This window comes from Alkalihalophilus pseudofirmus OF4 (genome assembly GCF_000005825.2).
In the GTDB taxonomy this organism is placed as follows: domain Bacteria; phylum Bacillota; class Bacilli; order Bacillales; family Bacillaceae_D; genus Alkalihalophilus; species Alkalihalophilus pseudofirmus.
This window is the reverse complement of the sequence record NC_013791.2, coordinates 3,799,664-3,814,191: the sequence shown is the minus strand read 5'-3', so window position 1 is coordinate 3,814,191 and position 14,528 is coordinate 3,799,664. Positions and strand designations below refer to the sequence as shown.

Genomic DNA, 14,528 nt, shown 5'->3' with positions numbered 1-14,528 from the left:
GTATTAAATATACAATTTATTGACTATAGGAGAGAGAAAAATGGGAGCTAAATCATTACAGCATAAAGAACAAACGTCATCTTATACAAAAGAATATACAGCCAAACAATATATGAAGTTTTGGCTGCCTTCCTTAATTGGGGTGTTACTTTTTTTAGTACCGATTTCTGTGAATGATAAAGTGACAATTGGGTTAGGGGTTCTTGCAGACGGCTTGCAGGGAGCGATTGCTGATTACATCCCGCTCTTTATGACCACTGTTTTATGTGCATCAGCTGCCGGTAGTTTGCTAGTGAAGGGGACAAACCCAGATTTCTTTCAAAAGAATGCTTTTCTAAAAGGGTTGTTCGATGTGTCACCGCTCTGGCTTGTCCTTAGATGTCTAGGCGCCGTATTTGCTGTTATGACGTTAACCGAGATCGGACCAGGGGTGGTTTCGTCTGAATTTACAGGCGGTGTCGTATTGTATGATTTAATTCCTGTATTAATGGTTTGGTTTTTATTTGCTTGTCTGTTTATGCCTTTGTTGCTTCAGTTTGGCCTTATGGACTTTATTGGTTCCTTGGTTCGTAAAATTATGCATCCATTATTCAAGCTGCCTGGACGTTCTTCTGTCGATGCGCTTGCATCCTGGATGGGAAGCGGAACCGTTGGAGTATTGCTGACTACACAGCAGTATGAATCAGGATACTATACGAAGCGGGAAGCATCGGTTGTAGCGACTAACTTTTCGATTGCCTCAATTGCATTTAGTTTGGTTATTGCGACGTTTTTAGATATTAATCATATGTTTATTCAGTTTTACTTCACGGTTATTATAACGGGAATTGTGGCAGCGGTAATATGCCCGAGAATTCCTCCGTTGTCATGGAAGAAGGACACGTATTATGAGCCTATCGGAAAACAAATTGATGAAGTAGTGCCAGAAGGTGTGTCCAGCTTTAAATGGGGCGTGCAAAAAGCAGTGGAAAAAGCGAGCGAAGTAAAAAGCTACCGCAGTGTTGCATGGGGCGGTGTAAAAAATGTCATTGATATTTGGTTTGCTTTAATTCCATTAGTCATGGCGCTTGGAACAATTGCGCTCATTATTGCAGAATTTACGCCAATCTTTACGTACTTGTCTTATCCATTTGTCCCGTTCCTCCAGCTGCTTGGTATTCCAGAAGCTGAAGCTGCAGCACCTGCGATGATCGTTGGGTTTGCTGATATGTTCCTGCCGGCTGTTATCGGAAGCGGCATTGAATCTGAACTGACTCGTTTTGTGATTGGGGTTATGTCATTAACGCAATTAATTTATATGTCGGAGATTGGTATTCTGTTATTAAAATCAAAAATTCCTCTTTCCTTCGTTCAATTATTTGTGATTTTCTTACAAAGAACGATTATTACCTTGCCAGTTGCAGCGGCAATGGCTCATCTTATCTTTTTCTAAATGATATACTGTGTAACAAAGGAAAGCATTGGCAAACACCAATGCTTTTCATTATGTTATAACGAATAATGTCTGTGATCATATAGGAGTGATAATGTGAACATTGAATCTTTTTTATCAAAGCATAGTAAACCAGCTCTTCAAAATGATCCTCCGGGAAGCTGGATGCCTCAGCTGCCAGAGAAGTGTATACGTCTTTCTTCAGGGTATCCTGATCCCTCTTTAGTGCCTGTAGAGCAGTTGAAGAAGGCAGTAAACAGTCTGCTCGAAGAAGAGGGGGACCTGCCTTTGCACTATCTTGGCAGCCCTAGAATGGACCAATTAAAAGCGCAGATTACTCATCGATTGAAAGAGCGCGGCATGGATGTAGAAGAAGAGGAACTGTTGATTACCTCTGGTGCCTGCCAAGCGATTGATCTGATTGCCCGGGTTTTCATTGATGAGGATAGTGTAGTGGCTGTTGAATCTCCTACTTATATGGAGGCACTTGAAATCTTTCAAAACTACACGAACCATTTTATCAGCATCCCAATTGATGAACAGGGGCTTCAAACAGGGAAATTAGAAGAGATACTAGCAGATCGAAAAAAGAAGGGTTTGCCGCTCCCTCGTCTTTTATATACGATACCAACTTTTCATAATCCAACGGGTACGACGATGACTGCGGAGCGACGCAAGCATGTGATGAAGCTGGCTGAAGAGTACAATTTTCTCGTTTTAGAAGATGATGCGTATGGAGATTTATATTTTGAGAAGCCAGAAGCCACGCTTAAGTCATTGGATCAATCGAATCGTGTTCTACATGTGGGCTCGTTATCAAAAGTAGTCGCACCTGGCATGCGAATCGGCTGGGTTGCAGCAGGGAAAGAATGTACGGAAGCTCTAAATTGGTTTAAAAAAGATCTAGATCATCCATTTGCGCAAGCATCGATGGCTGCTTATTTAGAGCAGATTGATTTGAATGAGCGCCTTAATACATTACGTACCGCCTATCAACAAAAACGTGACGTGGTGATCTCAGCGCTTGAAGAGCATCTGCCTGATTCAGTGTCCTGGTTTGTCCCAAAAGGAGGGTACTTTATTTGGGTGAGGGCTGATGGTGTGGATACGGATCATTTGTTAGAGCAGGCACTTGATGCGGGAGTTGCATATGTCCCTGGAAAGTACTTTTTCTTACCTGCCGATGAGAAAGCTGCATATTTGAGGCTTTCCTTTAGCTATGCATCTGAAGACGAGCTTGTAGAGGGAGTTAAGCTGCTTGCTAGTGTTCTAAATAAGTCTTAATAATAAATAAGCATAGAAGTCTCGAATTTTGATGAAACGAGGTCTTCTATGCTTCTTTTGATTGGTAGGGCACAATATAGATGCCATCGTCATACAGCCAATCGGCATAAACGATATCTTCTGGCCTGTTGTAGCCATGAGAGATCAGCTGACTCATCAGCCAGTCATGATTAAAACCAAGCTCCTTTAAGTTATCTTCTATAATCTCCCCATCTGTAATCAATGTGGTGCAAAGATATGTGGTGCTTACAGGGAGATTTAAGTCTTCAAGGGTCACCTTTTGATATTTATTTTTCTTTAAAATGCTGATCGAACCGTTAGACTCTAAGATTGCATAAGCGACTTCGCGCAGAGAAAAGGTTTCACTTTGACGCAGTGAACTAAGCAGCTGATTGATGTTCATGCGGTTTTTTTTAAGCTGCTCTCGGTCAATCTTGCCGTTACGAATGATGATAGACGGCTTTCCTTCCAAAAGCCCCCTCACAGAACGGTGCTTGAGCAAATACTTTTCCATCACAATCATTAGAAATCCCCATAAGAGAACAACGTAAATGATATAGAAAATGCTGACGTTTACCTCAAATATCCCATTACCTAGCAGCTCTGATAATACAATAGCTGAGACAAAATCAAACGGAGTCAAATGACGGATCGTCGTTTTGCCAAGTAATCTAGTAATTAAAAAAAGCAAAAAGAATCCTATTACAATTTTAATAGACATATCCATAAAACCTGGCTCCATACAATCCTCCCCTAGCAGACTAGTATATGGTACTAGTTATGGACAAGGAGGGAGGAGTTTATGCAACCGACGATGATAACCTTTAAAAGTTACTCTTCTTTAAGACGAATGATTTGTATTTATTTTGCCAATCTATGTATGCTAAAAGAAGCAAATAACTGGAGGTGTCTTGCAATGGGTACAGAAGGTGAACGTGTGATACGGGATCATTGGAAGGTGAAATACAATAAGAATGGATATCCGCATGTCCAGCAAGGCTGGGTTCTCCCGCCGGATAAGATGACAGAGTATGATCCTTTTATCTTAATGGCTGATGATTGGTTTAAGCGAGGGACATTCTCGGATCATCCGCACCGAGGGTTTCAGACGATCACTTATGTTATTGATGGCAGGTTAGAACATACAGATAACAATAGAGGCCATTCAGTGCTTTATGCAGGTGATGTTCAGTATATGAATGCCGGAAGCGGGGCGCGCCATGCTGAGGAAGCTGTGGATGATGATCTTATTCACACGCTGCAGCTGTGGCTGAATTTGCCTAAAGCATTAAAGGGAACGGAATCATCCTATCAAAATGTACTGGTGGAAGACGCTCCTAAAGTAGAAATCGATGGCGGGTATCTGCAGATTTACTCAGGAGAAGCAGAAGGGGTTAAAGGGCCGATGGATTCATTAGTGCCAATTAATATGTTTGAGCTCTACTTAAAAGAAGGGGAGAGCTATTCCCTCAAATTGCCCCAAAATCACAATGGCCATATTTATATGCTCCAAGGAGAAATGACCTTTGCAGATAAAGTGACAATGGGGAAAACAGAAGCCGGCCTGCTGTCTTATCAAAAAGGGGCAGATGACGATGCGTTTGATCATTTGCATATTAAGGCAAATGAGAGATCAAGAATGCTTATTTATACAGGCAAACCGATTAATGAGTCTGTAGTGGCTCGCGGGCCGTTTGTGATGAATACAGAAGATGAGATTCATGAAGCCTTTAATGACTTCAGAATGGGACGGTTTGGTCCATCTTCTCAGTAAATCTCTATTGTTTATCCTTATGCAGCGAGGGATGAAGATCTGAGTGTTTGCATCAACTAAATGATTCTGTCACGATAAAGGCAGGAAAGAGCACTGCTTTTATAAAGGAGGCGTACTAATAATGAGGCTAGAAGGCAAGAAAGTCATTCAAATAGTCAGTAAGGATTTTGAAGATCTGGAATTATGGTATCCTGTTCTGCGCTTGCGTGAAGAGGGTGCAGAGGTGCATATTGCCGGTGAAAAAGCCAATGAGACGTATATCGGGAAATACGGAGTGCCGATTGTTTCTGAGTACTCATTTGAAGAAATCAATCCAGAAGAGTATGACGCGATCTTAGTACCAGGGGGCTGGTCTCCTGACTTATTAAGAAGATTTGATTCCGTGTTGAATATGGTTCGTACGTTAAATGACCAGAACAAGCCGATCGGGCAAATCTGCCATGCTGGCTGGGTTTTGATCTCAGCGAAAATTCTTGAGGGCAAGACGGTGACAAGTACTCCTGGAATTAAAGATGACATGATGAATGCCGGGGCCACTTGGGTTGATAAGCCAGTTGTTGTAGACGGTAATATCGTATCCAGCCGCCGCCCGCCTGACCTTCCGGATTACATGAGAGAATTCATAAAAGTTCTCGAGTCATAATGATCTGCTAAAGAGGGTCAGCGAAAAAGTACCTTCCGCTTAAATCAAAGGGGCGAGAATATTAACGAGCTGCTCCGCACACAAAGAAAGCACCTGGCAAAGGTGCTTTCTTTGTTTAATATTTAGTTGAGCAATCCTCACCCAATTTCCGCCTGCACTTCAGAGTAAACCAATAACCCAGCGGATGAAATATACGTAGACTCCTATGGGAACTAAAGCAAAGCTGAGACCCCACAGGGCCAAAAGCCCGAGGAGGCTCAGCAGCTTCCCATGGAAAGCGTAGTATATTTCAGGAGCGAAATACATAGGCCGCATCAGTGTCATTTTTACCGCCTCTTCCTCTATATCTTATTGCTATTTACTTGGAACGTACTCCTCACCTACTTAACTGCACATTGCAGGCTTCAGGAAGTTCCTTATACCTATCTTCCTTACCTATTAACTATGTATGTAATTTTGTACTAATTTATGGTATTTTAAGTAGTAGGTAAGACCTGATTAGGCAGAGTGGGTGAGGAACGTATGGGAGTAGAGACGGATATTAAGTCCTTTATAAAGAAACGAAATCGATTAATGATCATTGTATTGTGGCTCTCATATGCGTTGACGATGGCCGTCTTCATATTTGATCCAGTCTATTCATCTAAATGGCCTCCAGTCGGCTTTTCTTTATTAGTTGGATTAATGATTATTAGAAAGCTGCTTAAAAATGAATATTGGATGATGTATATTATCTCCTTTACGATGTTCTTCTACTTATTTGTACTGAATGTCGAGTTTCCGTATTTAGTAAACTATATTTATATCTTGCTTGGAATTATTATTACATCCCTATACCAGCATTACGGGGTAACGATCTTCTCAGGTGTACTGGCGATCTTTTCGTTAACATACTTTTTTTATTTTTCGTTTGAAGAGATATTTACTACCGTTGAGCCCGTTGATATTGCTTATATTATTGCCTTGTCGATCATTATTATGATGTTCTTTTTATTTCATATTAAATTTACAAAAAGCTTATGGGTGAAGGCTAGGTTAGGAGAGAAGCAGGCGAAGGAGAAGCTTGCGTCCACTGAGAATTATTTGGATGCTTTCTTTACACAAACGAGTGAGGCTATTGTTGTGTATGATTCAAATGGAAAGATTATAAACGTAAACGAGGCATTTAGTTCTTTATACGGGTGGGAGTATGAGGAGCTGGTTGGTTATCATATTAATGAGTTTATTCCGCCGCAATGGGAAGCAACCTCTGAGCTTGAGATGATACATAAATCTAGGGAAGGCAAGCCATTATCAGTAGCCATTGCCATTTCCTATATTAAAGATACAAACGGAAAAATTGTCGCTTATTTAATGATGATCTGGGATATTTCTGAACGTAAGCGCACAGAAGCTCAGTTAAGACAATCTGAGAAGTTGAAGGTAGTCGGAGAACTAGCAGCTGGCATTGCTCATGAGATCCGTAATCCAATTACAGTGTTGTCAGGATTTACACAGTTAATGGAAAACTCTCATCATAAAGAGATGATGCAGGCTGAATTGAAGCGGATGGATGGAATTGTCGAGGAATTATTAATTCTTGCAAAACCTCGTGCAGCAGAGCTGGCACCTATTTCTATTAAAGAATTGATCGAAGAAGTGATCTTGTTATTTGAATCAATTTGTATGAATCAAAAGATTAATGTGAACTGGAATAATAATCATAACCCTCTTATCTACGGAGATTATAATCGATTAAAGCAAGTGCTGATTAATGTGTTTAAAAATGCGATTGAAGCGATAGAATATAAAGGATGCATTGAGATTACATTATCCACTATTAAAGATCAGGTATGTATTCATATTGAAAATGACGGTCCGCCGATCCCTAGTGAGATGCTATGTGAAATTGGTTCTCCTTTTTATACAACAAAGGAAACAGGAACTGGGCTTGGGTTGATGATCTCATCTTCAATTATGAAAGAGCATGAAGGTTCTCTTTCAATTAAAAATCGGGAAGAATCCGGAGTTGTCGTCACCCTTACTCTCCCTAGGCATAACGGGGAACGTATGTAATTTCCATATAGAGACACAGCATTAAGGATTGTCAAGTACTTTGGCAATCCTTATAATGGGTTATAGTGTGTCTTTTTAGGGCACGATGGTTGAGGGTGTTCTCTAGATATGGGACAATGAAGAGATGCAACGTTGTGTATACACTGGCTTATAATAGATGTCACTTAGACTTTGGGAAATATATAAATTGAAATGAGGGTTTTACATGCATAAAGAATCCATTTACGGTTTAACGATGGATCAGTTGACTGAATGGCTGATGGAGCGTGGACATAAGAAATTCCGTGCGACTCAAGTTTGGGACTGGTTATATAGAAAACGTGTGAAAAGCTTTGATGAGATGAATAATGTAAATAAAGACTGTCTAGAGCTTTTAAGAGAGAATTTTGTAATTTCTACTTTAACAGAGCATGTGAAGCAGGAATCTAGTGACGGTACCATTAAATTCCTCTTCAAACTGTATGACGGCAACTTAATTGAAACAGTCTTAATGAAGCATAAATACGGTTTGTCTGTTTGTGTTACGACTCAAGTAGGCTGTAATATCGGCTGCAGTTTCTGTGCGAGCGGCCTGTTAAAGAAAAGCCGTGATCTATCGAGCGGTGAAATCGTTGAACAGATTATGAATGTTCAGCATCACTTAGATAGTGTTGGGAAAGACGAGAGAGTCAGTCACATTGTTGTGATGGGGATTGGTGAGCCATTTGATAACTTTGACAATATGGTTGATTTCCTTGAAATAATGAAAGACCATAAAGGACTTGCTATCGGAGCTCGTCATATTACTGTATCTACAAGTGGATTGGCAGATAAGATCTATGAGTTTGCAGACCTTAAGCTGCAAGTAAACTTAGCGATCTCACTTCATGCTCCTAATAACGAGCTGCGAACGAAGATTATGAAGATCAACAAAGCGATTCCGATTGAAAAGCTGATGAAAGCTATTGATTATTATCTTGAGAAAACAAATCGTAAAATTACGATTGAGTATATCTTGTTAAAAGGCGTCAATGATCAACGAGAGCATGCAAAAGAGCTTGCAGAAATGTTCAAAGATAAACGTCATTTAACGTATGTCAATTTAATTCCGTACAACCCAGTTGATGAGCATGGTCAGTATCAACGAAGCATTAAAGAAGATATTTTAGGCTTCTATGATGAACTAAAGAAAAATGGCATTAACTGTGGTGTTCGTCTTGAGCACGGAACAGATATTGATGCAGCATGTGGCCAGCTAAGAAGTAAACAAATTAAAAAAGACAAATCAAAATCCAAAGTTAAAGCATAATTACATGCTTAATCAACGTGATTAGATTTATTGCGAACCTGTTTAGACAGGTTCGCTTTTTTGTGTTTATCACAAGGCAAGGTAAAAACTATCTATATGTAAGAATTTACATAACTATTTTCTATGTCATCCTTGTGACTTAAGGACCATCTATTAGACTGGCAACATTGCTTCAAAATATTTCAAAACAAGAAATGAAATGTTAATAAAATGTCGCTAAAACCAGTACCTGTATGATTTCCTGATGGCTAAAGTTGTAAAACTAACCCTGTTTGTAATGAAAATACTGGTAATTAATTTAAACAATACTAAAGACTCGTTTTAATCATTATTTTCTAAGGAATAGACTCGTAGCCGACAGAATTTGGTTGTTCTTCGTTTGGTAATGATAAGCCTATGATTAAGCGCAAGAAACAATCCATAAAGGAGTGAGCTAGATGAGTATTCAAAAAAGTACGGATAGTTCAAGTCTGGCAGAAGTGATTGACAGAATCTTAGATAAAGGAATTGTTATTGATGCCTTTGTCAGAGTCTCATTAGTTGGAATTGAAATTTTAACGGTTGAAGCGAGGGTTGTGATAGCTAGTGTGGACACTTGGCTGCGTTATGCAGAAGCAGTAGGGCTTTTGCGTGATGAAGTGGAGGAAGAAGGCCTGCCCGAGAGAGGTCAGAATACACAGCCGCAATTTAGTTTCTAAAGATATATAACGATATCACTCTATTTACAGTATCTATCGAATTTATAAGAAAAGAGGTTGAAAGGATATGACAACAAAAGAAGAGAGCAAACAAAGCACAGAGAAAAACAACCAAACGAATTCTATGAACCTAGCGTTGATCGGCGGGGTAGTCGGAGCAGGAATTGGTTTGTTATCAAGTCCAGGTACAAGCAAGAAGGTAATGAAAAGTTTAAGTGAGTCTGAAGTTATGAGGTCGGCAGGAAAAGAATTAAAACGGACAGCTCAAGAAATTTTAACGGAGCAAGCAATTAACAGCTTTAGACAAACGGCATCCGGGTATATGAACGGCGGAGGATTTTTACCGAAGAAAAAAAATGAACAGCAAGATGAAGAACAGGATCAAGACCAAGACGAACAACAAAATAAGAGTAAGGAAGAAGACTCTTCACAAGAGCAGTCGTCTTCTGAATACGACGAAATAAAAGAAGAAAATAAACAATTAAATGATCGTTTAGAAAAAATTGAAGAAATGCTCAACAACTTAGTAGAGTCTAAGAAATAGCGTTCATGGATTCAGAGTAGAGGAGGAGGAATTCGATGGGCACATTTAAAAAAGCTGCCGGCAAAGCGGCTAAAAAAATAGTCGAATATACTCCAGAACCAATCAAAGATGAAATAAAAGAAACGGTCAAAGACAAAGCAAAGGAAAAGTTTGTTGAAAATGTCCAAGATAAGGCTGATGATGCGACTGATAAGCTTGAAGATGCGAAAGACGAGGGCGCAGAGAAGCTGCACGATAAGGCAGAAGAAGGTAAAGAGAAAGCACAAGATGCCTTACTGAAAGTGAAAGATAAGATAGGCAATGTAGTAGAAGCCGGGGAAGACTTTCAGGAAAAAATCAAATCAAATCAGAATGATAAAGATGACAAAAGAATAAAAGGTGTCAGCCAGATTAAAGGAGTTTCAAGCATCAAAAGTTATAAAGATGTGAAGAGCTCAAAGGATATCAAATCTTCAAATGATATTAAGACAATGGGTTCTTAATTCGGAAAGGGGAAAGAAGAATGGCTGTTCAAAAAAGTACCGATAGTTCAAGTTTAGCAGAGGTAATTGACCGGATTTTAGACAAAGGGATTGTTATTGATGCTTTTGTGAGAGTTTCGGTAGTAGGGATTGAAATTTTAACAGTTGAGGCACGTGTGGTTATTGCAAGTGTGGATACTTGGTTACGTTATGCAGAAGCAGTAGGTCTCCTGCGTGATGAGGTAGAAGAGGAAGGGCTGCCTGAGCAGCCAAATGAACGAAATGCTGCATTTAGTATTTAAATGGCGTTGTCGGCCGGCTTAAGTCGGCTGCACATTGCCTGATAAGCAGGAGGGCACTATGGGAATAAAAGAAATCATGAATAATGTTGCTGACTTCTTCAATGAACACGTTGCGCCTCTTCATAAAATAACGGCAGTTGAAGAAGCGGAGAATGGCGGCTGGCACTTAATTGTTGAAGTCATTGAAGAAAAGGAATATATGAAAAAGTATGCAAAAGACGAAATGATCGGTGTATACGATGTAGCTCTAAATGAGGATAAGGAAGTGACTTCTTTTAGAAGGCGTGAGGTGCGTTACAGAAGTGCCATAGATCAATGAAAGAATAGTAATGAGTAGGAGGGATGCCTAGTGACTGTATTAAAAGATAAGGTCAAAACAAAAACTGAAGCTCTAATCCAAGATGAAGACACAAAACAGCTGCTAACTCGCTCCTTGCGTTATTTAAAAGCAGGCTACCCTATTCATTACACAGGTCCAACAGGGGCCGGGAAGACATCTCTGGCACTCGCCCTTGCTAAGAAGAGGAGACGTCCGGTTATGCTGATTCATGGGAATCATGAGTTAGATAATAAAGATTTAATTGGTGGTTTTACAGGCTATACAAGTAAGAAGATCGTTGATAATTATATACGCTCTGTTTACAAAAAAGACGAAAATGTCCAAGAAACATGGAGAGATGGACGGCTGCTTGAAGCGGTTAAACATGGTTATACGCTTGTTTACGATGAATTCACAAGATCTAAGCCTACAACTAACAATCTATTTTTATCCATTCTTGAAGAGAAGATCTTGCCCCTGTACGGTTCAAAGAAAACCGAACCGTTTGTTCCTGTTCATCCTGATTTTAGAGTCATTTTCACAAGTAATCCAGAAGAATATGCCGGAGTGTTTAAAACCCAGGATGCTTTATTAGATCGCTTAATATCGATTGTTGTGGATTATAAAGATCAAGACTATGAAGCGAATATTGCAGCGGGTAAATATGGACTTGAAGAGAGTCAGGCAAAGAAGATTACGACTCTTGTCTCGAGGTTAAGAGATGAGTGTTCAGGTGAGAACGGACCAAGTTTAAGAGCTTCACTCATGATTGCGAAACTGGTCGTAGAAGAGGGCATAGCCATTGATGGAGAAAATGAGGAGTTTAAGCAGTTATGTTTAGACATCCTAAGTCATCAACTAAGCCGCTGTATAGAAACAGAGCAACCAATCAAAGCAGCAGAAGAACTAATAGTGAAAGCACTAAAACAAATGAATGTCTCTAATTAAGGTCAGGAGATAGAAATAGCATAAATAAAGGGGTTTTTAAGAATGAGTCAAGAGACAAAAATGGGTACGTATATATTTTGCGGGATAGAGACGGATGTAGATGATGATTTTGGAGAAGTAGAAATTGAAGGCGAGAAGCGAAAACTTTTTACAGTGCGTTATAAAAATGCCGCGATGGTAGCAGCAGATGTTCCAATGAAGATCTATCACCCAAACAAAGAGAATCTGATGATGCATCAACACGTTGTTTCAGTCGTAATGGACAAAAAAGACACAGTTATTCCTGTTAGTTTTGGTAATGTATTTCAGTCATCAGAAGACGTGGGGGTATTACTTGAGAATTTATATCCCCAATTTACAAAGCTGTTTCCAGAAATAAAAGGAAAAATTGAAGTCGGACTAAAGGTGATTGCTAAAAAAGAATGGCTAGAAGCTAAAGTGAAGGAAAATACAAATTTAGAGAAGATGGCGCATTCTGTTAAAGGGAAATCTGAAGCAGCAAGTTATTATGAACGGATTAAAATTGGAGATGCCGCTCAACAATTTATGAAGACCTTGCAAAACGAAGTGAAGGAAAAGGTCTATGAGCCATTAGAAAAGGCGGGAGTGGCTGCAAAAGCCAATGATCCGATAGGAGAAACGATGCTGTTAAACGCCTCTTTTCTCGTCGATCGGGATAAAGAAGAAGAATTTGATCAAAAGGTTAATGAGGCTCATGAAAAGTGGAATGACAAAGTGGACTTTAATTATACAGGTCCATGGCCAGCCTATAATTTTGTGAATATCAGGTTGAAAGTAGAAGAAAGCTGATGATTCATAAGCTGGTAACGGCCCCTATTAACCTAGTTATAAAAATCGGTGAGAAAGTGAAAGAAGAAGCAGATAAAGAGCTTTATGATCTGCCGACGATTCAACAAAAACTGATCCAGCTCCAAATGATGTATGAACTTGGCGAAATTCCTGAAGAAGCTTATAAAGCAAAGGAAGAAGAGCTGCTTACTCGATATGAAGTGGCTAAACAGCTTGAGATTGAACAGTGGGAGCAGATGGCTCAGCGAAGAGAGAAGGAGTAGGAAAGATGGAACAATTAATTTATTTATACGGGCTCATTCCAACATCTGAATTAAGCAGCGAGCCGCTTCCACCAATGAAAGGGTTTGATCAAGAGGGTGAGCTTTATCCCATCCAAATAGGGCAGCACAGTGCTGTTGTTTGCAAATTAGATGGTAGTGAGTATTCAGAAGAGAAGATCAAAGAACGTGTTGATCAAGATATGGAATGGCTTCAGGAAAAAGCCTTCCATCACCATGAGACCGTGATGCAGCTAGCTAAAAGCTATACGACAATTCCACTTAAATTTTGTACGTTGTATAAATCAGAAGAGAGTTTAATGAAAACCATTGAAGATCACGAGATAAAACTTGCTGAAACGTTCAGCTCTCTTAAAGGCAACGAAGAGTGGAATGTTAAGATCTATTGCGATGATCAGCTGCTTCATGAAGAAGTAGCAAAGAATAACCCTGCAGTGGAAGCTAGAAAAGAAGAGATCAAAGAGTTACCGAGAGGCAAGCAGTTTTTTGAGAATAAAAAACTAGATAAAGTCATCGCAGAGGAAGCAGAAGCTGAAAAAGAACGTGTCGGTGAAGAGGTCCATAATCATCTGCTCAATTATGTGTTGCAAGGTACAGTGAAAAGAAACTGGAACAAGGATGTAACCGGAAAGAAAGAGAACATGACGTGGAATGGAGTATATCTCATTCCTAAAGAAAAGGTAGAAACGTTCTTAGAACAAATTCAAGACTATGAAAAGAAAATGGGAGAAAAGGGATGGCAGTTTATCGCATCCGGTCCGTGGCCAGCCTACCACTTTTCCCAGTTTTCATAAGTGAGGAATCAATATGCCTCTAAGAGAATCAATTGAGGACAAAGATATCGCATTGATTGATATTTTAGATGTAATTCTTGATAAGGGAGTAGCGATTAAAGCTGATTTAGTGATCTCTATTGCGGGGGTAGATCTAGTTTATCTAGATTTAAGAGTTTTAATTGCCTCTGTAGAATCTCTCGTTCAGGCACAACAGAATACTCCTGTTTCATCAGAAAACTTTGATTTACAAAGGGAGGAGTTAATGGATGCAACCGGCCAGCCGAACAAATGGAAGAATTAATCTAGATCCTGATAAAGCTGAACATGGCTTAGCACAGCTAGTTCTTACCGTCATCGAGCTCTTGCGGCAGATTGTTGAGCGGCATGCAATGCGGCGTGTTGAAGGTGGTACGTTAACGGATGAACAAATTGAAAATTTAGGTGAAGCTTTAATGAATCTAGAAGAGAAAATGGAAGAGTTAAAAAGTATATTCGGCCTTGATGCCGATGACTTAAACATTGACCTCGGTCCCCTAGGAAGTTTGCTTTAACTAGATTGGTAAGGAGGACTTGATTATGGCAGTCGAACACTCGATGCAGTCAAGCACGATTGTAGATGTGTTAGAGAAAATATTAGATAAAGGCGTTGTGATTGCAGGTGATATCACAGTTGGTATTGCTGATGTGGAGCTATTAACGATTAAAATCCGTTTAATTGTAGCCTCAGTTGATAAAGCAAAAGAAATTGGTATGGACTGGTGGGAAACAGACCCTTACTTAAGTTCAAAAGCCTCAAATAACAGCACAAAAGCTTTAGAAGAAGAAAATGAGAAGTTAAAAGAGAGATTAGAGTCTCTTGAAAATAAATTAAATACAAACCGTTTAGACCAGACGGAGTTTAATTATTAATAGG

At 39.6% G+C, this 14,528-nt stretch carries 19 protein-coding genes; 18 read left to right on the top strand and 1 reads right to left on the bottom strand.

Annotated features, from left to right (window positions below):
- Positions 1 to 40 precede the first annotated feature (40 nt).
- Together BPOF4_RS18960 and BPOF4_RS18955 are read left to right on the top strand one after the other, a co-directional pair.
- Positions 41 to 1,432 (top strand): YjiH family protein, encoded by a 1,392-nt coding sequence (locus tag BPOF4_RS18960; RefSeq protein ID WP_012960875.1) that lies wholly within the window; start codon positions 41 to 43, stop codon positions 1,430 to 1,432.
- A 96-nt stretch (positions 1,433 to 1,528) separates the two neighbouring features.
- Positions 1,529 to 2,716, top strand: a complete 1,188-nt coding sequence (locus BPOF4_RS18955; protein WP_012960874.1) for an aminotransferase-like domain-containing protein — start codon at positions 1,529 to 1,531, stop codon at positions 2,714 to 2,716.
- A 46-nt stretch (positions 2,717 to 2,762) separates the two neighbouring features.
- Here the strand turns inward: BPOF4_RS18955 and BPOF4_RS18950 are convergent, their stop codons facing one another.
- Positions 2,763 to 3,458 (bottom strand): YetF domain-containing protein, encoded by a 696-nt coding sequence (locus BPOF4_RS18950; RefSeq protein ID WP_012960873.1) that lies wholly within the window; start codon positions 3,456 to 3,458, stop codon positions 2,763 to 2,765.
- A gap of 60 nt (positions 3,459 to 3,518) precedes the next feature.
- On the opposite strand from BPOF4_RS18950, the gene BPOF4_RS18945 reads away from it, so the two are divergent.
- The 16 genes from BPOF4_RS18945 (at position 3,519) to BPOF4_RS18870 (ending at position 14,524) form a co-directional block, all read left to right on the top strand.
- The gene (locus BPOF4_RS18945) at positions 3,519 to 4,490 is read left to right on the top strand and encodes a pirin family protein (RefSeq protein ID WP_012960872.1); all 972 of its coding nucleotides are present in this window, start codon (positions 3,519 to 3,521) and stop codon (positions 4,488 to 4,490) included.
- A 121-nt stretch (positions 4,491 to 4,611) separates the two neighbouring features.
- The gene (locus tag BPOF4_RS18940) at positions 4,612 to 5,133 is read left to right on the top strand and encodes a type 1 glutamine amidotransferase domain-containing protein (RefSeq protein ID WP_012960871.1); all 522 of its coding nucleotides are present in this window, start codon (positions 4,612 to 4,614) and stop codon (positions 5,131 to 5,133) included.
- Positions 5,134 to 5,655: 522 nt separating this feature from the next.
- Entirely contained in the window at positions 5,656 to 7,188 is a 1,533-nt protein-coding gene (locus tag BPOF4_RS18935) for a two-component system sensor histidine kinase NtrB (RefSeq protein WP_012960869.1), read from the top strand.
- Between the two features lie 205 nt (positions 7,189 to 7,393).
- Positions 7,394 to 8,476 carry a dual-specificity RNA methyltransferase RlmN gene (rlmN, locus tag BPOF4_RS18930; RefSeq protein WP_012960868.1) on the top strand — a complete coding sequence of 361 codons (1,083 nt, stop codon included), beginning with the start codon at positions 7,394 to 7,396 and terminating at the stop codon, positions 8,474 to 8,476.
- A gap of 437 nt (positions 8,477 to 8,913) precedes the next feature.
- Positions 8,914 to 9,174, top strand: a complete 261-nt coding sequence (gene gvpA / locus BPOF4_RS18925) for a gas vesicle structural protein GvpA (RefSeq protein ID WP_012960867.1) — start codon at positions 8,914 to 8,916, stop codon at positions 9,172 to 9,174.
- A gap of 67 nt (positions 9,175 to 9,241) precedes the next feature.
- Positions 9,242 to 9,718 carry a GvpT/GvpP family gas vesicle accessory protein gene (gvpT, locus tag BPOF4_RS18920; RefSeq protein WP_012960866.1) on the top strand — a complete coding sequence of 159 codons (477 nt, stop codon included), beginning with the start codon at positions 9,242 to 9,244 and terminating at the stop codon, positions 9,716 to 9,718.
- Between the two features lie 35 nt (positions 9,719 to 9,753).
- Positions 9,754 to 10,200, top strand: coding sequence for a gas vesicle protein GvpQ (gene gvpQ / locus BPOF4_RS18915; protein ID WP_012960865.1), 447 nt, complete (start codon positions 9,754 to 9,756; stop codon positions 10,198 to 10,200).
- Between the two features lie 20 nt (positions 10,201 to 10,220).
- The gene (gene gvpJ / locus BPOF4_RS18910; protein WP_012960864.1) at positions 10,221 to 10,481 is read left to right on the top strand and encodes a gas vesicle protein GvpJ; all 261 of its coding nucleotides are present in this window, start codon (positions 10,221 to 10,223) and stop codon (positions 10,479 to 10,481) included.
- Positions 10,482 to 10,539: 58 nt separating this feature from the next.
- Positions 10,540 to 10,800: a gas vesicle protein GvpO gene (gene gvpO, locus BPOF4_RS18905; protein WP_012960863.1), complete on the top strand. Its 261-nt coding sequence runs from the start codon at positions 10,540 to 10,542 to the stop codon at positions 10,798 to 10,800.
- Positions 10,801 to 10,830: 30 nt separating this feature from the next.
- Positions 10,831 to 11,748, top strand: coding sequence for a gas vesicle protein GvpN (gene gvpN / locus BPOF4_RS18900; RefSeq protein WP_012960862.1), 918 nt, complete (start codon positions 10,831 to 10,833; stop codon positions 11,746 to 11,748).
- 42 nt (positions 11,749 to 11,790) lie between these two features.
- A complete protein-coding gene (locus tag BPOF4_RS18895) occupies positions 11,791 to 12,558 on the top strand; it encodes a GvpL/GvpF family gas vesicle protein (RefSeq protein WP_012960861.1) in 768 nt (255 codons plus the stop codon).
- Positions 12,558 to 12,821 carry a gas vesicle protein GvpG gene (locus tag BPOF4_RS18890; RefSeq protein WP_012960860.1) on the top strand — a complete coding sequence of 88 codons (264 nt, stop codon included), beginning with the start codon at positions 12,558 to 12,560 and terminating at the stop codon, positions 12,819 to 12,821. Before BPOF4_RS18895 ends, BPOF4_RS18890 begins: the two co-directional genes overlap by 1 nt.
- Positions 12,822 to 12,826: 5 nt before the next feature.
- Entirely contained in the window at positions 12,827 to 13,633 is an 807-nt protein-coding gene (locus BPOF4_RS18885; RefSeq protein WP_012960859.1) for a GvpL/GvpF family gas vesicle protein, read from the top strand.
- A 13-nt stretch (positions 13,634 to 13,646) separates the two neighbouring features.
- Positions 13,647 to 13,916: a gas vesicle protein gene (locus BPOF4_RS18880; protein WP_012960858.1), complete on the top strand. Its 270-nt coding sequence runs from the start codon at positions 13,647 to 13,649 to the stop codon at positions 13,914 to 13,916.
- Complete coding sequence (locus tag BPOF4_RS18875) at positions 13,882 to 14,166, top strand: gas vesicle protein K (RefSeq protein ID WP_012960857.1); 285 nt, start codon at positions 13,882 to 13,884, stop codon at positions 14,164 to 14,166. Before BPOF4_RS18880 ends, BPOF4_RS18875 begins: the two co-directional genes overlap by 35 nt.
- Before the next feature lie 25 nt (positions 14,167 to 14,191).
- Complete coding sequence (locus BPOF4_RS18870) at positions 14,192 to 14,524, top strand: gas vesicle protein (RefSeq protein ID WP_012960856.1); 333 nt, start codon at positions 14,192 to 14,194, stop codon at positions 14,522 to 14,524.
- Positions 14,525 to 14,528: the final 4 nt, after the last annotated feature.